Annotated in this window: 24 protein-coding genes; 19 read left to right on the forward strand and 5 right to left on the reverse strand. The window is 69.4% G+C overall.

All coding sequences use genetic code 11. The features are described from left to right. The 9 genes from gvpG to asd all read left to right on the forward strand — a co-directional run bounded on the left by gvpG (position 1) and on the right by asd (position 6,467). Positions 1-255 (forward strand): gas vesicle protein GvpG, encoded by a 255-nt coding sequence (gene gvpG, locus M1L36_RS17080; RefSeq protein ID WP_250874942.1) that lies wholly within the window; start codon positions 1-3, stop codon positions 253-255. Beyond that, the gene (locus M1L36_RS17085; RefSeq protein ID WP_250874943.1) at positions 252-1,103 is read left to right on the forward strand and encodes a hypothetical protein; all 852 of its coding nucleotides are present in this window, start codon (positions 252-254) and stop codon (positions 1,101-1,103) included. Before gvpG ends, M1L36_RS17085 begins: the two co-directional genes overlap by 4 nt. Then, positions 1,096-1,596, forward strand: a complete 501-nt coding sequence (gvpJ, locus tag M1L36_RS17090) for a gas vesicle protein GvpJ (RefSeq protein WP_250874944.1) — start codon at positions 1,096-1,098, stop codon at positions 1,594-1,596. The genes M1L36_RS17085 and gvpJ overlap by 8 nt, the downstream gene beginning before the upstream one ends. After that, the gene (gene gvpK, locus M1L36_RS17095) at positions 1,593-1,880 is read left to right on the forward strand and encodes a gas vesicle protein GvpK (RefSeq protein ID WP_250874945.1); all 288 of its coding nucleotides are present in this window, start codon (positions 1,593-1,595) and stop codon (positions 1,878-1,880) included. The genes gvpJ and gvpK overlap by 4 nt, the downstream gene beginning before the upstream one ends. Next, positions 1,877-2,779, forward strand: a complete 903-nt coding sequence (gvpL, locus tag M1L36_RS17100) for a gas vesicle protein GvpL (protein WP_250874946.1) — start codon at positions 1,877-1,879, stop codon at positions 2,777-2,779. The genes gvpK and gvpL overlap by 4 nt, the downstream gene beginning before the upstream one ends. Continuing rightward, the gene (gene gvpM, locus M1L36_RS17105) at positions 2,766-3,011 is read left to right on the forward strand and encodes a gas vesicle protein GvpM (RefSeq protein ID WP_250874947.1); all 246 of its coding nucleotides are present in this window, start codon (positions 2,766-2,768) and stop codon (positions 3,009-3,011) included. The genes gvpL and gvpM overlap by 14 nt, the downstream gene beginning before the upstream one ends. 409 nt (positions 3,012-3,420) lie before the next feature. After that, complete coding sequence (locus tag M1L36_RS17110; protein ID WP_250874948.1) at positions 3,421-3,609, forward strand: 30S ribosomal protein S17e; 189 nt, start codon at positions 3,421-3,423, stop codon at positions 3,607-3,609. A gap of 179 nt (positions 3,610-3,788) precedes the next feature. Next, positions 3,789-5,285, forward strand: coding sequence for an MATE family efflux transporter (locus M1L36_RS17115; RefSeq protein WP_250874949.1), 1,497 nt, complete (start codon positions 3,789-3,791; stop codon positions 5,283-5,285). Positions 5,286-5,429: 144 nt separating this feature from the next. Next, positions 5,430-6,467: an aspartate-semialdehyde dehydrogenase gene (asd, locus tag M1L36_RS17120; protein ID WP_250874950.1), complete on the forward strand. Its 1,038-nt coding sequence runs from the start codon at positions 5,430-5,432 to the stop codon at positions 6,465-6,467. Between the two features lie 8 nt (positions 6,468-6,475). Here the strand turns inward: asd and M1L36_RS17125 are convergent, their stop codons facing one another. Beyond that, positions 6,476-6,748 carry a hypothetical protein gene (locus tag M1L36_RS17125; RefSeq protein ID WP_250874951.1) on the reverse strand — a complete coding sequence of 91 codons (273 nt, stop codon included), beginning with the start codon at positions 6,746-6,748 and terminating at the stop codon, positions 6,476-6,478. A 108-nt stretch (positions 6,749-6,856) separates the two neighbouring features. Here M1L36_RS17125 and M1L36_RS17130 point away from each other — a divergent pair, with 108 nt between their 5' ends. Further along, positions 6,857-7,222 (forward strand): VOC family protein, encoded by a 366-nt coding sequence (locus tag M1L36_RS17130; RefSeq protein ID WP_250874952.1) that lies wholly within the window; start codon positions 6,857-6,859, stop codon positions 7,220-7,222. Positions 7,223-7,236: 14 nt separating this feature from the next. On the opposite strand, the gene M1L36_RS17135 is transcribed toward M1L36_RS17130, so the two are convergent. Next, positions 7,237-10,422: an FAD-binding and (Fe-S)-binding domain-containing protein gene (locus tag M1L36_RS17135; protein WP_250874953.1), complete on the reverse strand. Its 3,186-nt coding sequence runs from the start codon at positions 10,420-10,422 to the stop codon at positions 7,237-7,239. Positions 10,423-10,532: 110 nt separating this feature from the next. On the opposite strand from M1L36_RS17135, the gene M1L36_RS17140 reads away from it, so the two are divergent. Next, complete coding sequence (locus M1L36_RS17140) at positions 10,533-11,309, forward strand: helix-turn-helix transcriptional regulator (RefSeq protein ID WP_250874954.1); 777 nt, start codon at positions 10,533-10,535, stop codon at positions 11,307-11,309. Between the two features lie 107 nt (positions 11,310-11,416). Here M1L36_RS17140 and M1L36_RS17145 read toward each other — a convergent pair whose 3' ends face one another. After that, the gene (locus tag M1L36_RS17145) at positions 11,417-12,715 is read right to left on the reverse strand and encodes a glycosyltransferase family 87 protein (RefSeq protein WP_250874955.1); all 1,299 of its coding nucleotides are present in this window, start codon (positions 12,713-12,715) and stop codon (positions 11,417-11,419) included. Positions 12,716-12,787: 72 nt separating this feature from the next. Then, positions 12,788-13,738 carry a D-2-hydroxyacid dehydrogenase gene (locus M1L36_RS17150; RefSeq protein ID WP_250874956.1) on the reverse strand — a complete coding sequence of 317 codons (951 nt, stop codon included), beginning with the start codon at positions 13,736-13,738 and terminating at the stop codon, positions 12,788-12,790. Positions 13,739-13,836: 98 nt separating this feature from the next. Here M1L36_RS17150 and M1L36_RS17155 point away from each other — a divergent pair, with 98 nt between their 5' ends. The 6 genes from M1L36_RS17155 to hisD all read left to right on the forward strand — a co-directional run bounded on the left by M1L36_RS17155 (position 13,837) and on the right by hisD (position 19,756). Continuing rightward, on the forward strand, positions 13,837-15,186 hold the full coding sequence (locus M1L36_RS17155; RefSeq protein WP_250874957.1) for an NAD(P)/FAD-dependent oxidoreductase: 1,350 nt from the start codon (positions 13,837-13,839) through the stop codon (positions 15,184-15,186). Positions 15,187-15,711: 525 nt separating this feature from the next. After that, entirely contained in the window at positions 15,712-16,521 is an 810-nt protein-coding gene (locus tag M1L36_RS17160) for a helix-turn-helix transcriptional regulator (RefSeq protein ID WP_250874958.1), read from the forward strand. 157 nt (positions 16,522-16,678) lie between these two features. Next, positions 16,679-17,065 carry a cupin domain-containing protein gene (locus M1L36_RS17165; protein ID WP_250874959.1) on the forward strand — a complete coding sequence of 129 codons (387 nt, stop codon included), beginning with the start codon at positions 16,679-16,681 and terminating at the stop codon, positions 17,063-17,065. Positions 17,066-17,196: 131 nt separating this feature from the next. After that, a complete protein-coding gene (locus M1L36_RS17170; RefSeq protein ID WP_250874960.1) occupies positions 17,197-17,406 on the forward strand; it encodes a hypothetical protein in 210 nt (69 codons plus the stop codon). 98 nt (positions 17,407-17,504) lie between these two features. After that, positions 17,505-18,407: an ArsR/SmtB family transcription factor gene (locus tag M1L36_RS17175; protein ID WP_250874961.1), complete on the forward strand. Its 903-nt coding sequence runs from the start codon at positions 17,505-17,507 to the stop codon at positions 18,405-18,407. Between the two features lie 74 nt (positions 18,408-18,481). Next, a complete protein-coding gene (gene hisD / locus M1L36_RS17180) occupies positions 18,482-19,756 on the forward strand; it encodes a histidinol dehydrogenase (protein WP_250874962.1) in 1,275 nt (424 codons plus the stop codon). Positions 19,757-19,774: 18 nt separating this feature from the next. On the opposite strand, the gene M1L36_RS17185 is transcribed toward hisD, so the two are convergent. After that, positions 19,775-20,188 (reverse strand): GNAT family N-acetyltransferase, encoded by a 414-nt coding sequence (locus M1L36_RS17185; RefSeq protein WP_250874963.1) that lies wholly within the window; start codon positions 20,186-20,188, stop codon positions 19,775-19,777. A 168-nt stretch (positions 20,189-20,356) separates the two neighbouring features. On the opposite strand from M1L36_RS17185, the gene M1L36_RS17190 reads away from it, so the two are divergent. Together M1L36_RS17190 and M1L36_RS17195 are read left to right on the forward strand one after the other, a co-directional pair. Next, positions 20,357-20,812: an SRPBCC family protein gene (locus M1L36_RS17190; RefSeq protein WP_250874964.1), complete on the forward strand. Its 456-nt coding sequence runs from the start codon at positions 20,357-20,359 to the stop codon at positions 20,810-20,812. A 67-nt stretch (positions 20,813-20,879) separates the two neighbouring features. Beyond that, a complete protein-coding gene (locus tag M1L36_RS17195) occupies positions 20,880-21,236 on the forward strand; it encodes a HesB/IscA family protein (RefSeq protein ID WP_250874965.1) in 357 nt (118 codons plus the stop codon). The last annotated feature ends 37 nt before the right edge of the window (positions 21,237-21,273 follow it).

Genomic DNA, 21,273 nt, shown 5'->3' on the forward strand with positions numbered 1-21,273 from the left:
ATGACGTTCGTCGTCGACGACCTGCTCGTCCGGCCGTTCCTCGGACTGCTCAACGTCATCCACTCGATGGCTATCGAGGGCATGTACGACACCGACGCGCTCCGGGACGAACTGAAGGAGAACCGTCTGCTGTTCGAACTCGGGGAGCTGACCGAGACGGAGTACGAGGAGCGTCGCGCCGACATCGAGAACCGCCTGGAGGTGGCCGAACAGGCACGCGAACAGTTGAGCGGCCGCATCGAGGTGCGACAGTGAGTCCCGACGACGAGGCCGGCGGCACGAACGGCGAGTCTTCGAGCGAGGAGACCGAGACGACCCTCGCCGAGCGCGCCCGTCAGGACCTGGTCGACATCGTCACGTCGCTGGCGACCGGCGCGACCGGGGACGCCCTCGACGCGCTCGAGGACCTCGAGAGCGTCGCGACGGAGGCCGGCGAGCTGGCGGGGACCGTCGACGCGGACCGACTCCCCGACGCCGTCGACCTGAGCGAACTGCCCGAGGCCATCGACGTCGACGCCCTCGCCGGTGCCATCGTCTCCGGCGAAGCGGGCGACGCCGTCGACACGACGAAACTGCTCGACGTGCTCGAACTCGGTGACCTGTTCGACGCCGTCGACGTCCGGGAGTTCTGGCGCAACGCCAACGAGTTGGAGGCGGCCATCGAGGAGGCGCTCGGGGAGGAGGCGCTCGCGGAGTGGAAGTCGTACGTCGGCGAGTCGGTCGACGACGCGGGCGGCGACGACGCGGGCGTCGAGTGGTCGAGTCTCGCGGACGCCGCCGACTCCGAGGCGTTCCAGACGGCCATCCAGTCCCAGCTACGCGACGCCGTCGACGAGTTCCGCGAGGGCGTCCTCGACGCTCGGAGACAGCTAATCGAACGTCGCGCGGAACTCGCCGAGAAGACCGAGGGCGTCGGCCAGCCCGACTCTCGGAACCCGTCGGCGTTCTCGACGATGGCCGCCGCGCGGGCGGACATCGGCAACGCCGGGAAGTTCTCGACCGTCCCGACCGAGACGCGCTACTCGACGGCACCGAACCGCGAGCGCATCTACGGCGACCGGTTCGAGGACCCCACGGAGGACACGGAGGACAACAATGACTGACCGAACCCAACCGGACCGCGAGAGCCGCAAGCGACGCACGCCAGGACCGACCCGCGAGGGCGACAGCCTCGCGGACGTCGTGGAGCTCCTGCTCGACAAAGGAATCGTCATCAACGCCGACATCGCGGTCTCGGTCGGCGAGACCGAACTGCTCGGCGTCCACATCCGGGCCGCCATCGCCTCGTTCGAGACGGCCGCGAAGTACGGCCTGCAGTTCCCCGACGGCACCGACGCGAAACGCGTCCAGGAGGCCGCCGGCGTCGACCCACTGGAGGAAGGCGACGAGGCCGACGACGGGGCCCCCATCTCGGTCCGCAGTCCGAGTCGCGGCGGCGTGGGCGAACGACCGGCCGACGACGAGGACGACTCGGTGGCCGAGGCGGTCGAGGACGCCGTCGAGAACGTCGCCGAGGCCACGACGGGCGAGGGAGACGACGGCGGGAGCGGCGACGCCGCAGACGACGCGGCCGAGGACACGGAGGGCGAGGAGTGACGCAGATCGACATCGACGGGGAGGCGGCCGGTGACGGGCTCGTCGCGCTCGTCGTCACGGTGGTCGAACTGGTCGTCGAGGCGCTCGAACGCGAGGCCATCCGCCGGATGGAGTCTGGGTCGCTCACCGACGCCGAGATCGAACGCGTCGGCCAGCAACTCGCGTCGCTGGAGGACGAACTGGAGCGGATGAAGGAGGTCCACGGAATCGAAGGACCGGTCGACGAACTCCGCGGTGACCTCGACGGACTGGTCCGCGACGCGATGATGCAGGTGGAGCTATGACCGACTCGACGGCCGATGCCACCGAGGACGCACCCGGCGACGCGACCGACGGTGCGGATACCGAAACGACCGACGACGCGAGCGGGAGCGACACCGCCCGCTACGTCTACTGTGCCGTCGCGCTCGACGACGACTCGGACCGGACGCCCGACGTCACGGGTGTCGAGGACGAACCCGTGCGACTGGTCACAAGTGACGGGTCGCAGGCCGGTCGCGGCGTCGGCCTGCTCGTCCACGACTGCGACGGACTGTACGACTCGAACGACCCGACCGAGGTGCAGGGCTGGCTCCTGTCACACCAGGCCGTCGTCGACGCCGCCACCGAGCGATTCGGGACGCCCGTCCCGTTCCGGTTCGACACCATCGTCCAGGGTGACGACGACACCGTCCGGACGTGGTTGGCCGACCAGCACGACGGACTCAGGGCCGTCCTGGAGGAGTTCGCGGGTCGGTCGGAGTACCGTATCGAGGTGCTCGTCGACGAGGAGACGCTGGACGCGGGGCTCGCCGACACCGACCCACGCCTCCAGGAACTCGCCGACCAGCGCGACGATTCCAGCGAGGGGACGGCGTTCCTCGTCGACAAGCAGTACGACCAGCGCCTGAAGGAACTACGCCACCAGCGTCGGGCCGAGCGCACCGAGACACTCGTGTCGGACGTGTCCGCCCACGCCGACGACGTCCAGACGCTCGACGACCCGACGACGACGCTCGGGGACACTCCCGACCGGGAGGGGACCGTCCAGGCCCGGTTGACGATGCTCGCCGACGACGACGCCGTCGAGGCGGTCGGGGCGCTCCTCGACGAGGTGGCCGCCGAGGAGGGCGTCTCGGTGCGGTTCACCGGGCCGTGGCCGCCGTACTCCTTCGTCCCAGAGGTCGACGATGGAGCCGCGTAGGGACGGCGACGCCATCGTCGACCTGCTCGACGTCATCCTGCGCGACGGCGTCATCCTGCAGGCGGACGTCATCATCAGCGTCGCGGAGGTCCCGCTCGTCGGACTCCAGTTGCGGGCCGCGCTCGCGGGGATGGACACGATGACGCGCTACGGACTGCTCACCGACTGGGACGAGGAGACCCGGACGCGGGCGGTGGCGGACGAGGACGCGCCACCGACGCGCATCGAGTAGGTCGCGGCGGGCCGAAAGCGCGGACGACCGTCGGTCGTCCGTCAGACGAGGGCCGCCGAGTCAAACCATCCCGGCATCAGCTCTTTACATACCCCCTTCGCATGGCCGGTGGCGCGTACACTGGTCTCCGAGAAGCGGACACGACGGTGCGAGCCCCAACCCGCACCTTCGTCGTGTCGGTCTCCCATGTCTCATGCCGCCACTGTACCGTTTCGGCCCAGTGTACGTGTCTCTCCACACTACGACTCGATAGCTGTTGTCGGCTACACTCATCGACCCGCTCGTGAGCGTCGCCCCGGTCCCCGGAGGACCGTACTCGGTGCCCCGACCACCCATCGGGAGACGGTCTCACGACCGAGATTCGATACAGAAACGAACGCTTTTAGCCGCGCCGACGAGACGAACGGGCATGGCCATCAAACCCGCCTACGTCAAGAAGACGGCGACGACGCTGCTGGAGAAGTACGACGAAGCGTTCAGCACCGACTTCGACCACAACAAGGAGGTCGTCGTCGAACTGACCAACATCGACTCGAAGGAGGTCCGCAACCGCGTCGCAGGCTACATCACCCGTAAGAAGGGCGGCAGCGTCGAGTAAGCTCGTTTCTCGTCCGTTCGACTGGCCCGTCGAGCGACGGGTCCGGACCGTCTGGTAGCTCCTGGTCGCCAGTGACACCCAGGCACGTTCGGAGTCGTAACGCATTAGCGGGTCGCTGACTAACCGTTCAGTCAGCAACCGATGTACGTCCAACCGCCGGTCTCGACTCGGGTGGTGCGGTGAGTCTGCGAGAGCGCCTCTCGGGGCTGTTCGGAGGCCGAGAGGAGGTCGACCTGACCGACGGCGGCATCGGCTGGCCGCTGTTCTACCTCTCGTTGCCCATCGTCGTCACCAACCTCCTCCAGACGGCGTACAACCTCGCGGACACGTTCTGGCTCGGCCAGTACTCAACGACGGCGCTCGCGGCAATCACGTTCGCGTTCCCGATGGTGTTCCTGCTCATCTCGCTGGGGATGGGGGTCTCCGTCGCCGGGTCCATCCTCGTGGCCCAGAACACCGGGAAGGGCGACGAGCGCGCGGCGGAGTACGCCGCCTCCCAGACGGTGACGTTCTCCATACTCGTGAGCGTCGCCGCCGGAGCGCTCGGTTTCTTCGTCGTCGACGACCTGCTGGGCCTGCTCGGGGCCTCCGCGGAGACGCTCCCGGCCGCCGCCAGCTACATGCAGGTCATCGCGCTCGGCCTGCCGTTCATGTTCGGCTTCTTCATCTTCATCTCGCTGATGCGCGGGGCGGGCGACACCGTCACGCCGATGCTCGTCATGCTCGGGACCGTCGTCCTCAACATCCTCATCGACCCGATCCTCATCTTCGGGTTCGACGGCAACCCGCTGTTCTCCATCCTCGGTCTGGAGGGGCTGGAGGCGTCGCTGCTCTCGGCGACGGGCTACACCGGGTCGGGCATCGCGGGGGCGGCCATCGCGACCATCGTCTCGCGGGCGTTGGCGATGGTCGTCGGTCTCGCAATCATGTTCCGCGGCCGGCGGGGCATCCAGATTCACCTGCGGGACATGGGCCCGGACCTGGAGTACGCGGAACGCATCGTGAAACTCGGCGTGCCCGCGTCCATCGAAGGGACCGGGCGGGCGCTGTCGGTGAACCTCTTTCTGGTCATCGTCGCGCTGTTCCCCCAGACCGTCGTCGCTGCGTTCGGTATCGGCGTGCGCGTGTTCTCGGTCATCTTCCTGCCCGCTATCGCGGTGGGTCGGGGCGTCGAGACGATGGCCGGTCAGAACATCGGGGCGGGGAAACCGGACCGCGCGGCGAAGTCGGCGGGTATCGCCTCGGGGGCGATGTTCCTCATCCTCTCGGCGATGGGGCTGGTCGTGTTCGCGTTCCCCGAACCCATCGTGAACGCGTTCACGGGCGACCAGGAGGTCGTCGAAGTCGGTGCGGAGTTCCTGCGCTGGGTCGCGCCGTCGTTCGGCTTCATCGGCGTGCTCCGGGCGTACACCGGGGCGTTCCGCGGTGCGGGCAAGACGCTCGTCGCCGCCGTCATCTCCATCGCCACGCTCGCGGTCATCCGTCTCCCGTTCGCGTGGGTCGCCTCCCAGTACTTCCCGGAGTTCTTCCCGGTCGCTCGTCAGGGCGTCTGGGCGGCGTTCCTCGTCTCGAACGCGCTGGGGGCGCTCATCGCGTTCACCTGGTACCGGACCGGGTCGTGGCGCGACGCCGACGCGACCGCCGGGGCACGGGGCGCGCCGACCGACGACGACTGATGCGTCTCGGAGCGTCGTCGACGACGGTCCAGTCGGAGTCGGTCTGTCACTCTGCGACGGCGTGACAACGAACAGGACTGTCCGTTGGCGTCCGATTCCGCCCATATCACAACCGTTTTTGCCCGCACGTCCGGAGCCACGGCAATGTCTCACACTGTCGGTATCCTCGGTGCGACCGGGGCCGTCGGCCAGCGACTCGTACAGCTTCTCGACCCACACCCGGAGTTCGACCTCGTCGCGCTCACCGCGAGCGACGACAGCGCGGGGAAGAGCTACCGCGAGGCCGCCAAGTGGCGACTCGACTTCGCCATCCCCGACGCGGTGGCCGAGATGACCGTCCGACGGACCGACGCCGACGACATCCCCGACGACGTCGACCTGTTGTTCTCCTCGCTCCCGTCGTCGGTCGGCGAGCGCGTCGAACCCGGCCTCTGTGAAGCGGGCTACGTCGTCTCCTCGAACTCCTCGAACGACCGCACCGCCGACGACGTGCCGCTCGTCGTCCCCGAGGTGAACGCCGACCACATCGACCTCCTCGAAGTCCAGCGCGACGAACGCGGCTGGGACGGCGCGCTCGTGAAGAACCCCAACTGCTCGACCATCACGATGGTGCCGACGCTCGCGGCGCTGGACCGCGCGTTCGAACTGGACGCCGTCCGCGTCTCGACCCTCCAAGCGGTGTCGGGGGCGGGCTACGACGGCGTCTCCTCGATGGAGATCATCGACAACGCCATCCCGCACATCGGCGGGGAGGAACAGAAGATGGAGTCCGAAGCCCGCAAACTGCTCGGCGGCTTCGACGGCGCGGCGGTGTCGTGGCACGACGCCGACGTCGCCGCCTCGTGTAACCGCATCCCGACGCTCGACGGCCACCTGGAGAACGTCTGGGCGGACCTCGGCGAGGACGTCACGACCGAGGACGCGGCCGACGCCCTGCGCGAGTTCCCGAGCCTCGACCTGCCGTCCTCGCCCGACCCGCTCATCCACGTCTTCGAGGAGCCGGACCGCCCACAGCCACGGCTCGACCGGATGCGCGGCGACGGGATGGCCGTCACCGCGGGTGGGTTCCGCGAGACGTCGGGCGGGGTGCAGTACAACTGCCTCGCGCACAACACGCTCCGCGGCGCAGCGGGTGCGAGCGTCCTCAACGGCGAACTACTGGCCGACAGCGGCTACATCTAGACGAGCGTTCAGAACCCGTCGATTCGTGCCCAGAGGTGGCGGACCTCGTCGAACTGGTTGGTCCACCGAATCGTGGCCGCGGTGAGACCGAGTGCGCTCCCGAGGAAGGTGAGACCCCTGACGACGACCGTTCCGAACTCGCTCCCGAACGTCAGGACGCCGACGAGTCGCGCGTACGGCTCGCTGTGGACGAGAACCATCCCGCCGACACAGCCGACGACGGTCGACGCGGTGATGGCGGTCACCGCGAAGACGAACGCTACGACCGCTTCGATACGCATACCGACACGTTCGATTCCCGATAGAAAACGGTTCGGGTCGTCCCCGGCGACGTTCGCAGGTTCCGCCGCGACACCGCGAGTTATGTGGTCACGGCACAGGAATCGAGCATGCACAGCATCCACGTCTGCCTGTTCGTCACCGACGCCGACGCGAGCGCCGACTGGTACGTCGAGCAACTCGACTTCGAACGCTCGTGGCAGTTCTCGGCGGGCGACCAGCGCCACGTCTACGTCACCGACGAGAACGGCTTCGAACTCCAGTTGACCGAGACCGACGGGCAGGAGGAGATTCCCGTCGAAGAGCGCCTCGACCACCTCGCACTCGGCGTCGAGAGCGTCGACGCGACGTTCGAGGCCGTCGAGAACCACGGCGTCGTCGAGGAGCCGAGCGACCAACCCGAGGCCGGTGCGCGCACGGCGTTCCTCGAAGACCCCGACGGCAACGTCGTCGAACTGGTCGAACCGCTCGGCTGAGTCCGACCCGCTCCTCAGCGGCTCAGCCGGCCGAACAGCCCCGCGACCGCTCCCGCGAGCGAGCGGTCGGACTCGGCGTCGGCCTCGCCGCCGGGGCGCTCGGGCCGGTCAGTCAGCGCCTCGGCGACGAGTTCGATGGGGTGGGTCGGCATCGTCTCACCGGGGCGGTCCCCGAGTTGCGAGCGACAGGACCCGCCGGGCGCGCACACTCGGTCGGCGGGCGAGGCGGCGACCTGTCCGAACAGTCGGTCGCCGATGGCCTGCGAGAGGTCGTAGTGTTCGGCCTCGTAGCCGAAACTGCCGGCCATCCCACAACACGAGGAGTCGAGACGGTCCACGTCGTAGCCCGCCGCGAGCAGGACCGCGACGGCGTGGTGGTCGGTGTTGGTCGCCTTCTGATTGCAGTGGCCGTGGTACGCGACCGGGCCGGCGTCTTCGGCGAAGCCCGTCTCCGCGGCCAAACCCGTCTCGTCGAGGTACGCACAGACGCCGTAGGTGGCCCCCGCGACCGTCTCGACGTCCGGGCCCGCCAGCAGGTCGCGGTACTCGTCCTGGTACATGACGGCGTCGGAGGGTTCGACGAACACCACGTCCCAGCCCTCGCGGACGCGCGGAGCGAGCGTCTCGACGTTGTGCTCGGCGCGGTCGCGAGCGAGGTCGAGAAAGCCCTTCGAGTACGCCGCCCGCCCGCTCGGGCCGACGCCCTCGGGGAGCGCGACGTGACAGCCCGCCGCTTCGAGGACACGCACGGCCGCCTTCCCCGGTTCGGGGTACGAGTAGTTCGTGTAGGTGTCGGGCACCAGCAGGACGCGACGGTCGGTTTCGTGGTACGGCACCCGTGACCCGCCGCGCGACTCGAACCAGCGCGTGAGGGTGTGGCGGGTGAACGTCGGGAGTTCTCGGTCGGCGGCGATACCGACGGTGCGCTCCATCGCCGTGCGCGCGCCAGGGAGGTGGGGAGCGACGTTCGACAGCGGAGCGAGCGCACTGCCGACCCGCGACAGCGTGTCGATGTTGGCGAACAGTCGCTCGCGGACGCCCGAGCCCTCCCGTTCGTGGTACTGGTGTTTCACCTCGGCTTTCAGCTTCGCGAGGTCGACACCGGTCGGGCAGTCGCTCGCACAGCCCTTACAGCCGACACAGAGGTCGAGCACCTCCGACTGGAACCGCTCGGAGTACAGCTCGTCGGGCGGTAACTCGCCGGAGATGGCCGCCCGGAGCATGTTCGCACGGCCGCGGGTCGTCTGGACCTCCTCCTTCGAGGCGCGATACGTCGGGCACATCACGTCCGAGCGGGTCTGGCGGCAGGTGCCACAGCCGTTGCACAGTTCGACGAGGTGGGCGAACCCGCCGTCGTCGTCGAAGTCGAGGGCGGTCTGCGGTTCGAGCGACTGGTACTCGGGGCCGTACCGGAGGTGCGAGCGGTTGTCCGCACCGACGCCGCGCTCGGAGTCGGGGCCGACGTCGTCGGGGCCGTCGCGGTAGACGACGTTGCCCGGGTGGAACAGCCAGTCGGGGTCGAAGGCGGTCTTCAGCTCCTTGAACGCGGCCCAGAGGTCGGGCCCGTACATCTTCGGGGAGAACTCGGTTCGGGCCATCCCGTCGCCGTGTTCGCCCGAGAACGCGCCGTGGTACTCCAGAACCAGGTCGGTCACGTCGTCGGTGATGGAGTGGAGCGCCTCGACGCCGCCCTCGGTCTTCAGGTTGAGGATGGGCCGGATGTGGAGCGTCCCGCTGCCGGCGTGCGCGAAGTACGCCGCCGAAGTGCCGTGATTCGCGAGCACCTGCTGGAACTCCTGGACGTACGCGGCGAGGTGTTCGGGGGGCACCGTGGCGTCCTCGATGAACGGGTACGGTTTGGGGTCGCCGTCCATGCTCATCAGGAGCGGAATCGCGGCCTTCCGGAGCTTCCAGATGTCGGCCTGTGCCTCGTCGGTGTACGCCTCGACCACGTCGAAGGCGTCGCCCTCGCCGACGAACCGGGCCGTCGTCTCGGCGACGGCCGCCTCGAACGCACGGCGCTGGGGAGCGGGTCCGTCGGTCCCCTCGTCGGTCTCCTCGGTCGCCGCGTCCGCCGTGACGACCTCCGAGTCGAACTCCAGCAACAGCGCGGCCTCGGTCCCCTCGGGCACCTGTTCGACGTACTGTGCGTACCCCTCCGACGCGGCGGCGAGGCGGAACACCTCGTCGTCCATCAGTTCGACGGCGCTCACGTCGAACTCCAGGGCCTCGGGCACGGCCTGCATCGCCTCGACGAGGTCCGCGAAGCAGTACATCGCCAGCGCGCTCTCCTCGGGACGAGTCACCAGCGAGACGGTCGCCTCGACGACGACGCCGAGCGTCCCCTCCGCGCCGACGAACAGCTTCGAGAGGTTGACGACGTACTCGCCGTCCTCGTCGTCGTCGGCCTCCCGAATCACCTTGTGGAGGTTGTACCCCGACACCGAGCGCTTGAGTTTCGGGTACTTCTCGGATATCTCGGCTGCGTTGGTCTCGACCAGTTCGCGGACGGCTTCGTAGAGGTCGGCTTCGAGCGTGTCCCGCGAGACGATGTCGTCGTACTCCGCCGAGTCGAGCACCACGTCACGAGTCCGAATCAGCGACCCGTCCGAGAGCACGACCTTCAACGCCTCGGTGTAGGCGTCGGTGATGCCGTAGCGCACCGAGTGCGCGCCCGTCGAGTTGTTGCCGATACCGCCGCCGACGGTCGCCCGGTTCGAGGAGGCGGGATCCGGCGCGAACTTCAGACCGTGCGGTTCGAGGGCGGCGTCGAGGTGGTCCTGCACGACACCGGGTTGGACGGTCGCACGGCGTGCCGCTGGGTCCACGTCGAGGATGTCGTCCATGTGCCGGGAGACGTCGAGGACGACACAGCCCGGACCGACGGCCTGACCGGCCAGCGACGACCCCGCGCCCCGGGGGAGGACGGGGACGCCGTGGTCGGCGGCGACGCCGACCGCCGCCTGCACGTCGGCGGTGTCGCGCGGACAGACGACCCCCGCCGGTCTGGCCTGGTAGATACTGCCGTCGGTCGCGTACAACACCTGTGCGTACTCGTCGAACGCCACCGTTCCTTTCACGACACGGCGGAGGTCCGCCGCGAGTCGGCGGTACTCGTCCACGTCGGGTCGGTGGAGGTCGAGTGACCCCGCCGACGCGGCGGGGGTCCACACCGCGTCCAGGTCGTCGTCGACTGCCATGTTCGTCGGTGGACGCACGGCCCGATAAACTTGTGGCACGTGTTGACACCTCGCGTTCGGGCGGCCCCTCGCACGAAAGCGTCATACCATCGGCGTCCGCAGAGGGGCCAATGAGTGCGAGAGAACGGGTCGCGTTTCTCGTCGGTTCCGAACACCGCGTCGGTACGATGGAGGCGTTGCGCGGCGGGTCGGCACGCCCCTGCGAACTCGAACGCTCGCTCTCCGCCTCGCGAGCGACCGTCCAGCGCGCGCTGAGCGGCCTCGACGACCGAGGGTGGGTCGAGAAGCGCGACGGCGAGTATCGACTCACCGGGGCGGGACTGTTCGTCCTCCGTGCGTACCGGAACCTCACCGACGTCGTCGAGACGGTCGAGGAGGTCGGGTCGCCGCTGTCGCTACTCGACACCGTGACCGCCGACCTCCCGGTCGCCGCACTCCGGACGGCGACGGCGACGACGGCGACCGCGAAGACACCCCACGCACCCATCGACCGGTACACATCGCTCCTCGAACGGACCGACATCGACCGACTCTGCGGTATCTGCCCGGTGTTGAGCCCGGTTTTCAACGAGGTCCACCGCCCGCTGGTGGAGGCGGGTGTCTCCATCGACCTCGTCATCGACGAACAGACGCTCGCGGCCGCCGAGGAGGTCACCCCGGAGAACCACGCCGCCGCGATGGCGACGGACAGCTTCAGTCTCTACGTCGTCGAGGACGACCTCGACTTCGGCATCTCGCTGTTCGGCGAGCGCGCGATGGTCGCGGCCTACGACACGGAGGGCCGGTTCCGAGCCTCCCTCGACGCCGGAGAGGCCCCGCTGGTCGAGTGGGCGACGGACCTGTTCGAGGAGTACCGAGCCTCTGCGCGCGTCCTCGAAACCGCCTGACGGCGCGGAGATGTCTCACGGTGTGAGACACTCGACATTCAGTGCGTATAACAGACCCCACCACCGAGCCTCGGGTGCGTCCACATACCCCGGTCTCGCTTCGGCCCTCACTCGCTCTCGACCGGTGGGCCGTTCTCCTCTCGTTCTCGTTCGTACACCACGCAGGCCAACAGCGTCACGAGCAATCCGTAGAGGTGGACGCTCGCCAGCGTGAGCGGGCCGTCGACCGTCGCCAGGAGCGGGTCGGTCACCCCGCCGACGACGCCGGGACCGTACGTCCGGAGGCTCGCCAGTCCGACCGGGAGGTTCGTCACCGCGACGCCGAGGAGGAACAGTCGTCGCGGTCGCCCGGTCAACAGGTAACAGCACGCCACCTGCGGGAAGAACGTGTAGGCGTAGTAGATGGGGTACGACGGTAAGACCAGCAGCGTCGCGACCAGCGTGACGTAGACGGCGACGAGGCGGTCGAGACGCGTCGTCTGCCGTCGGTAGGTGACCGCCACGACCGGTGCGAGGAGGCCCGCGGCGAGGAGCGTCATCACCGCCGGGTCCAGTTCGGGAGCGACGACCGAGAGCGGGCGGAGGAGTGTCGTGTACGACGCTTCCAGGGCGACCCCGCCGGCGAACGCCGCGCTGCGTGACTGACCTAGTAACACCGTCTCGACGTACGACCGCGTCGTGCCGGGACCGAACGCGAGGAGGCCGAGAGCGAACCCGACGCCCGCAGTGGCGACGGCCCCGACGACGGCCCGCCACGCCCGCCGCCGAAGCAGCCAGACACCGACGGCGGCGGGGAACACCTTCAGGAACCCGGCGAGACCGAACGCGACGCCCGCGGCCCCGCCGCGGTCGCGGTCGAGCGCCACGACGCCCGCGCCGAACGCCGCGGCGATGTGCGTGTTGACCTGTCCGAACAGCGTTGAGGGCATCGCGTGGACGGAAGCGAGGACGTACCCACCGACGAGCACCGCGTCGAGGCGAGTGAGTGCGACCGGGGTGGTCCCGTCGGCGTCGGCGGCCGCCTCGGGGGACGTGGCCGCACCGTCGTCCCAGAGGCTCCCGTCGACGTACCGGACGACGAGCCACGCGAGGGCCGCCCCGACGAGGACGGTGCCGGCGGTGTGGAGCAGGTAGCCGGCCAACTCGCCGACCGCGAGGAAGGGGACGAACGCGAGTACCGTCACCGGGGGGTAGAGGTAGTGGAACGACTCGACAGCGGAGTAGCCGACGCCGTACAGCGGCCCGCCGTCGAGGACCGCGGCCGCGGTGGAGTGGTAGACCCGGTAGTTGTAGCCGAAGCGCCACGCCTCGCCACCGAGCGCCTTCAGCAGGGGGACGAGGCCGACGCAGATGCCGAGCAGGAGGACGGGTCGGGGGCCGGTCCGACGGTCCCAGTCGGGACTCACGGCTCCTCGAAGCGGGCGGCCGGCGGCCGCGGCCAGCGCTCGTCGTCCCGTCGCGGTCGCACCATCGTAGACTCAGGCGACCTGGTTCCGCAGGTCCTCGTAGCGACCGGTCTCGTCGACGCGTCGGACGTTCTCGGCGACGATGTCCGCGAGCCGCTCGTAGTAGCGTGGCGTGTGCCCCGAGTTGTGGGGAGTGACGATGACGTTCGAGAGACCCCACAGCGGGTGGTCCTCGGGGAGCGGTTCGGGGTCTGTCACGTCGAGGGCGGCCCCTCGAATCTCGCCAGAGCGAAGCGCGGCGACCAGCGCGTCGGTGTCGACGACCGGGCCGCGTGCGACGTTGACGAGGACGGCCTCGGGTGGGAGCGTCCGGAACGACGACTCGTCGACCAGTCCGCGGGTCTCGTCGGTGAGCGGACAGGCGAGGACGAGGTAGTCGGTTCGCGCGAGGACGTCGTCCAGTCGGTCGGGACCGACCACCTCGTCGGCCGGACCGCCCGCGTCCGGCGAACGGCGGACACCGACGGTCTCGACGTCGAACCCCTGCAGGCGCTCGACGACGCCGCGCCCGATGGCCCCGAGACCGACGACGGTGACCGTCGCCCCCGCGAGTTCGTGGGTCTGGAAGTGCCGCCACTCCCGGTTGCGCTGGCGCTCGAACGCCGTCGGGAACGACTGGACGAACGCGAGGATGGACGCGAGGGCGTGTTCGGCGACGTTCGGTCCGTGGACACCCGAGGCGGTCGTCACGGCGACGTCTCGGTCGCGCAGTTCGTCCATCGGAAGGTGGCCGTAGCCGGCGTACATCCCTGCGAACAGTCGCAGGTCGGTGGCGCGGTCCAGCAGCGACTCCGACACGTCGACACCGGTGACGACGGGCGCGTCGGCGATGGCCGCCCGTTCCTCGGCGGGCGTCCGGGCGAGTTCGACGTCGTGGTCGGGGAGTCGATCCCGGAGTGCGGCGGCGTACTCCTCGACGGGGATGCCGTGGACGCCACGGCGCAGCACGAGTAGGTCGGTCATACTCGCCGTTCGGCCGGGGGGTGTATGTCGATACCGGCGACTGCCTCGCTCGGGGGAAAGCCACGCCGCTTAAGTCCTCACGCACGCCGACAGGTGATATGCAACACGTGGACGTGGCCATCGTCGGCGGTGGCCCTGCCGGAACCTCCGCGGCCCACGCAGCGGCGACGGCGGGTGCGGAGACGGTGGTCGTCGAGAAGGGCGTCCCCCGCGCGGACCGCGAGGAACTCGGTCCCGACTCGACGGACGCGGCGGGCATCCTCGACTACTGGGTCGACATGATGGACTTCGACGAGGACATCCCCGAGTGGGTGAAGGCGCGCGAACTCCACGCCGCGGAGTTCCTCGGCCCGAACGAGTCGGTGACCATCACCTCGACCGGTCAGTCGTCCTCCTACCCCAACTTCGGGTTCACGATGCACCGCTCGAAGTTCGACGACTGGCTTCGCCAGCGCTGTGAGGACGCGGGCGCGGAGTACCGCGTCGGCAACGGTGTCCGCGAGGTCCAGACGGACTTCTCCGGGCCGACCCACACGCTCGTACTCCGGGACGGCACCGAACTCCGGACCGACCACCTCATCCTCGCCGACGGCCCCCAGCGCACCGTCACGAGTCGGGTGCTCGACCCGCTGCTCCCCCACGGGACCGTCGAGAAACTCGCCTCACCGAAGGCGAACCACATCGCCTACCAGGAGTACCGCGAGTTCCCGGCCGAGGCGTTCGAGGAGGACCGCATCAAGTTCTGGTGGGGCGTCATGCCCGGTCACACCGCCTACCCGTGGGTGTTCCCGAACGACGGCACCGTCGCCCGCGTCGGCCTGACGATGCCCATCGGGATGGACCTCTCGACGGTCCCGAACCGCGAGCGGTACCGACTGCTCCGCGCCGAGGACGAGCGCATCCCGCAGGGGAAGGTGTACCTCGAACGTCTGTTCGAGATGGCCTACCCCGAGTACGACCTCTCGGACTTCCCGCTGGTCACCGACCGCGGGAAGCAGAACGGCACGGAGACCTACCCCATCTCCTCGACGATGCCCATCGACTCGCCGACCGTCGCCAACGTCGCCGTCGTCGGCGGCGCGATGGGCGCGACCAGCGCGTTCCACGAGGGCGGCGACCACGTCGCCGTCCGAACGGGAGCCATCGCGGGACGGCTCGCGGCCAACGACACGATGCGGGCGTACAACAGCGAGTGGAAACACGCCATCGGCGAGGAGGTCGTCCGCAACCTCGCATTCGCCGAACTCGCCCGTGGCCTCGGCCCGGACGACTGGGACCGCGAGTTCGCCGCCGCCCGTGGCATCGTCGAGCGAGGGAACGCGTTCGACCTCAAGAGTTCGGTGCGAGCGGGCGTCTCGGGGCTGAGCCTGTTCGGCCGGTACTACCGTCACCGACGGCGGTTCGGAAAGGGGTACGTCCAGATCACCGAAGACGAGTACGCCGTCTGAGCCGACGAGTCGCGACCCCGACGTAGACAGGCTTTTCCGCCCGCTTCGACAACGCAGAGTGCGTGCCTTTAGTCCTCGCCCCGAGACCCGCCTCGCGGGACCGTGACGGAGCGACGAACCCGGGCACGCGACACGGGTCGCGACCGACCGCGCGTCTCGCCGGCGTCATCGGCCGCTGTTCGAGGGTTCGTCGAACCCTCGCGACTGGTCGCACGTCACGCACCACTACTGATGGGGTTTCTTCGGAAACCTCGCGTCTCGCCGGTCTCACCGGCGCGACGTCCGGTCGCGCGTAGCGCGACCCGCCCGGCACGAGGGTTTCCCGACCGACGCGGCACGCCGCCCCGGGATGAGGTCGGACGTTAGTGTTCCGGGCGACACTCCTCACACGACCAGCGACGCCACCGCCGACCCGTACGGCCGAGTCTCGGCTCCGTGCGTCCGTCGCTCGACTCGGTGGTCGGACGAGTCTCGACCTCTGATGAGGGACAGAAGTGCTATGTCGGTGGTCGAGGTAGCTGTACCATGCTACCATCTGACACGAGCGCACCACTCGACGACGTCGAGTTCCTCGCCCGGTCGGACCACCGGGTCACGGCGCTCGTCGCGCTCGCCGACCGACCCCGTAGCCGGCGAGCGCTCAAGGCGCTGACCGAGGGGTCGAACTCGACGGTGCGGCGAACGCTTCGCGAGTTCGAGGCCCGACAGTGGATCACCCGGACGGACGGACACTACGAGGCGACGGCGCTGGGGGTGTTCGTCGCGGAGGGGATGCGAGAGCTCATCGAACGGGTCGCGACCGAGCGGCGACTTCGAACCGTCTGGGAGTGGCTCCCGCCCGAGGAGAGCGGGTTCACCGTCGAGATGGGTCGAGAGGCGGTCGTCACCGACGCGACGGTCGACAACCCCTACGGACCCGTCAACCGGTTCGAGACGCTGCTTCGGGGAACCGACCGGTTCCGGTTCGTCGGCCACGAGGTCGCCCTGCTCGAACCGTGTCGGGACGCGCTCGCGGCGGGCATCGTCGACGGGATGGACACCGATATCGTCGACCCACCCGACGCCGCGGACTACGTCCTCGCGAGGTACGGCGACCACTGTTCGGGCCCGCTGGAGAGCGGCAACCTTCGGGTCTGGGTCCACGACGGCCTCCCGGGCTACGGTGTCGCCCTGTTCGACGACCGTGTCGCGGTCAGCGGCCACGACCCCACCAACGGGACGGTCCAGGTGCTCCTCGACACCGCCGCGGTCGAGGCGTACGAGTGGGCCGAGTCGACGTTCGAATCGTACAGAACGGAGGCTCGACCGCTCGCGAGCGGACTTCCCACAGGGTGACCGCCCGACCGCCGCGGACTCCCGAGCGCCACGTCGACGCAGCAGGGCGTGACCGTCGGGCGTGACCTGCTCGACCGTCAGTCGTCGACGGAACCTCACGCGTCGACTACATCTACCCCTCCCCCGTAGCCTCGCTCGCTGTCCACGGGTGAATCCGATGCAAGAGACGAAAGAGGACCTGACAGTCGTGATGGAGACTCCCGAGACGACCGTCCGCCACGAGACGGGGTTCGGTTCGGCGGCCGACTACGGCGAACTGGCCGCAGAGCACCTGCGACTCGGTGCGGGAACGGACCTGACGCCCCTGCTGGAGGGGCTGGAGGACGACACCTGCCAGTGCCCTCACTGGGGGTACGTCGTCGAGGGTGAGATCAACGTCCGCTACTCCGACGGCTCAGAGGAGGTCGACGGGGCCGGTGACCTGTTCTACTGGCCTCCGGGGCACACGCTCTGGGTCGACGAGGACACGGAGTTCGTCCTGTTCAGTCCACAGGAGGACCACGCAGCCGTGTTCGAACACATCGCGGCGAAGATAGAGGAGTGACTGCCACGCCGTCGGTCGGCAGACGACATCGACCCGGACGAGCACCACCGACCGGTCGTGGCCGCATCCGACGTGGTCGCACCACCGGTCGAAGCGCACCGCTCATTACGCCCCCGCTCCCACCTCCGACCGTGCGCCACCAGACCTACGGGAAGCTCGCGGTCCTCGCGTTCGGGCTGATACTGGTGAGCTTCGTCATCCTCGGGACGACCCGTGGGTTCGTCGGGTTCCGGACCGCCCGCCTGCTCGCCGCACCGACGACGTTCGTCGCGGCCGGCCTCGTCATCTTCCTGTTCGTCCGTGGCGTGCTCGCCTGGACCGGTCTGGCAGCGCTCGAGTAAACCCCCTCCTAACGGGAGCGACGGCCCGTGACCCGAGCATCAAAACTCCGTTTGAGCCTTCAGAAGACGTTTAGTTACGTGAACGGTAGGAGCGAGTAATGAGCCTGCTGCCGCTCCGTGGGGAGTCCACCGCCGAACCGGACGAGCCACGGGTGGTCGGTCTGGCCGGCGAGGACGCCGACGAGACGTTCGAGGTGCTCTCCTCCTCGACGACCCGCGAGGTGTTGGCCGCGCTGTACGAACAGCCGTTGACGCCCTCGGAGGTCCGCGACTCGGTCGGCACGTCACTCCAGAACGTCCACTACCACCTCGACAAACTCGAAGAGGCCGCCCTCATCGAACCGGCCGGCGTCGGCTACTCCGAGAAGGGCACGGAGATGACCGTCTACGCGCCGACGAGCGAGGCCGTCGTCCTGTTCGCCGGTCGGCGCGACGACCGCTCGCGCCTCCGGTCGATGCTGTCGCGACTGTTCGGGGTCGTCCTGGCTCTCGGCGTCGGGACGGCCACGCTCCGCTGGTTCGTCGAGAGCCAGACGGGCCGGTCGGTGACCGAGCAGGCGGAGTCGGGCGGCGGCGGTGACCGGGAGTTCGCGAGCAGCAGCGGTGCGGACGGCGCGGCCGGCGGCGGGGCGGCCACGGGCGACGGCGCGGACACGGGCGGCGACGCCGTGACGACGGCCGACGGGGGCGGTGGCGGCGACGTCTCCATCGCGTCCGGCGGCGACGGCGCGGCGACCGACGGCGTCGAACAGGCGACGGAGGCCGCGCCCGCGGCGACCGAGTCACCCACGTCGCTCGACGGTGCCGGTCAGGCGACCGAGGCCGCGACGCAAACGCCGGCCGACGTCGCCCGACCGGCCGCGGACACCGGTGCGACCGGTGCCGAGAGCATCCCCCAGCAGGTCGCCGACGCGCTCGTCGCCGAACCGGCGCTCGCGTTCTTACTGGGTGGGCTGTTCGTCCTCTGTGTCGTCGGCGTGGTCTGGTACACGACGCGCTGAGGCCCCGCGGAACGACCCGGCACCGGCTGTCACGGCTTGGAAACGGTTTTTCCTCCGACCCCCGAACCCCGAGCATGGACACACGCGAAATCGCGACGCTCGGTCCCGACGAGCGCCGCGCGCTGTTCGAGCGGGACGCGGGCGTCGGCGACGCGGCCGACACCGCCCGCGACGTCGTCGAGCGGGTTCGCACCGAAGGAGACGTCGCGCTGCGACAGTACGCCAGCGAGTTCGACGACGTGGAGGTCGGCAACATCGACGTGACCGACGCCGCCACGGAGGCCTACGAGAACCTCGACGACGAACTTCGCGAGCACGTCGAGACGGCGGCGAGGAACGTCCGGGAGTTCCACGAGGCGCAGTTGCCCGAGGACTGGCGCGAGGAGTTCTCGCCGGGCCGAGTGCTGGGTCGTCGGTTCCGTCCAATCGAGCGCGTCGGCGCGTACGTCCCAGGGGGTGCGGCCGCCTACCCCTCCAGCGCGCTGATGACCGTCCTCCCCGCGAAGGTCGCGGGGGTCCCCCACGTCGCCGTGTGTACGCCACCCGCCGAGGAGTTGAACCCGGCCACGCTCGCGGCGCTGCACGTCGCCGGAGCCGACGCCATCTACCAGGTCGGCGGCGCACAGGCCGTCGCCGCGCTGGCCTACGGGACCGAGACGGTGTCGGCCGTCGAGAAGATCGTCGGGCCGGGCAACCGGTTCGTGACGGCGGCGAAAGCCGAGGTCCGCGGCGACGTCGCCATCGACTTCCTCGCCGGGCCGTCGGAGGTCGCCGTCCTCGCGGATTCGAGCGCGGACCCCGACCTCGTCGCCGCCGAACTCGTCGCGCAGGCGGAACACGACCCCAACGCCTCGGTCGTCGCCGCGACCGACGACCCCGACCTCGCCGACGCCGTCTGCGAGGCGTGTGAGCGACAGGCCGGCGAGCGCGAGCGCGAGGCCACCATCCGCGAGGCGCTGGCGAGCGACGCCAGCGGCGTCTTCTGCGGCCGGTCGATGCCCGAAGCCGTGCTGTTCATCGAGGAGTACGCCGCCGAGCACCTCGCCATCCACGCCGAGGACGACGAGGCCCTGCTGGAGCGCATCACGAACGCCGGGAGCGTCTTCCTCGGCCCCGACACGCCCGTCGCGGCCGGCGACTACGCCAGTGGGACGAACCACGTCCTGCCGACCGGCGGTGGCGCGCGCGTGACCGGCGGTCTCTCGGTGGAGACGTTCGTGCGCTCGACGACCGTCCAGCGACTCTCACACGAGGCGCTCGCGGACCTGCGCGAGACGGTGACGGGACTCGCCCGTGCGGAGGGGTTGGAGGCGCACGCCGCGAGCGTCGAGGAGCGTTTCGAGGAGTAGTCGGGGACGGAGCGACGCTCACAACCGCCGTTCGTAGACGCTACCCCACTCCTCGTACCCCTGCTCCTCGTAGAACAGGCGGGCGATGTCGCGGTCCGCGCCGGTCGCGAGCGCCACCGACTCGCAGTCGTGGTCACGGCCCCACGACTCGACGTGGTCGAGCAGTCGTCGACCCAACCCCTCGCCGCGGCGGGACTCGGTCACGACGAGGTCGTGGACCCAGACGTGGCGTTCGTGGTGCATCACGCGCTGGACGGAGACGCCCGTCAGCGCGACGGGTCGTCCGTCGTCGACGAGCGCGAACAGGCGGTAGTCGTCGTCGGTGAAGAACTCCCGGAACCGCTCGGCGTCGAGCGACGGGAACAGTTCCTGCATGACCGAGAGTGCACCGTCGCGCTCCTCGGTCGAGGCGAGTTCGGTGAGACGGGGCATACCGTCCGCTCGCACGGCGGGAGTATCAGTTCGGGTGGTCTCCTGAATCCCCGACCGTCTCGTCTTCGTGCGAACTCGTGGAGGGCCACATCACGCCGCGACGTGCCGCGACGGCCCCGCGAAACCGTTATGCTGGGGTCTTGCTATCGGTACGGTCGAGGAACCTCCGTGAGAGCTACAGCAGCTATCGAGGTCGACAGACCGAGCGAGGACGTCTGGGCGTACGTCGCGAACGTCGAGAACATGGACGAGTGGGTCGTCGGGTCGAGCGACACCCGTCGCGTCGGCGACGAGGTGGGCGTCGGTGCTCGCTACGAGGGCCAGTACAGCTACGGCGGACGCACGTCGCCGATGGTGTACGAGGTGACCGACTACGACCCCGAACGCCGCTACGGCGTCCGCTCGGTCGAGGGGCCGTTCCCGTTCGAGGGCGAGTTGACGCTCGCCGAGACGCCGACGGGAACCCGCGTGACGAACACCATCGACGCGGGGTCAGACGGCCGGACGACGACGGTGCTGTTCACGCTGTTCGGTCCACTGATGCGCCGGATGATGGCACGCCGCCTCCGCGCGGAACTGGAGACGCTCCGCGACCGACTGGAAGCGGACCCGGTTCCGGCGTGAACCCGTCGACTGCGAGGAGACACGAACCGGCGTCAGGCTTACCATCCTCCGCCCGATATCTCTGCGTATGAGTAGCACGTCCGCCGACGGCCAGAGCGTCGTGGTGACCCAGTCGGCCGCCGACAAGGCGCTCGACCTGCTGTCGGGCGAGGGCCTGGACACCGACGTCGCCGGCCTTCGCCTGTTCGTCCAGCAGGGGGGCTGTGCCGGCCTCTCCTACGGGATGCGCTTCGACAACGAACCCGAGGACGGCGACACCGTCTCCGAACACCACGGGCTGCGCGTCTTCGTCGATTCGGCCAGCGAACGCTACGTCCACGGCTCGACGCTCGACTTCGAGGACGGCCTGCAGGGTGCGGGGTTCCACGTCGAGAACCCCAACGCCGAGAGCGAGTGTGGCTGTGGCGAGTCGTTCCGAACCTGATACGCCAACGACGTTTTCTCCCCCGCCGTCGTCCGGT

The organism is Halomarina rubra, from assembly GCF_023699475.1.
Lineage (GTDB): Archaea > Halobacteriota > Halobacteria > Halobacteriales > Haloarculaceae > Halomarina > Halomarina rubra.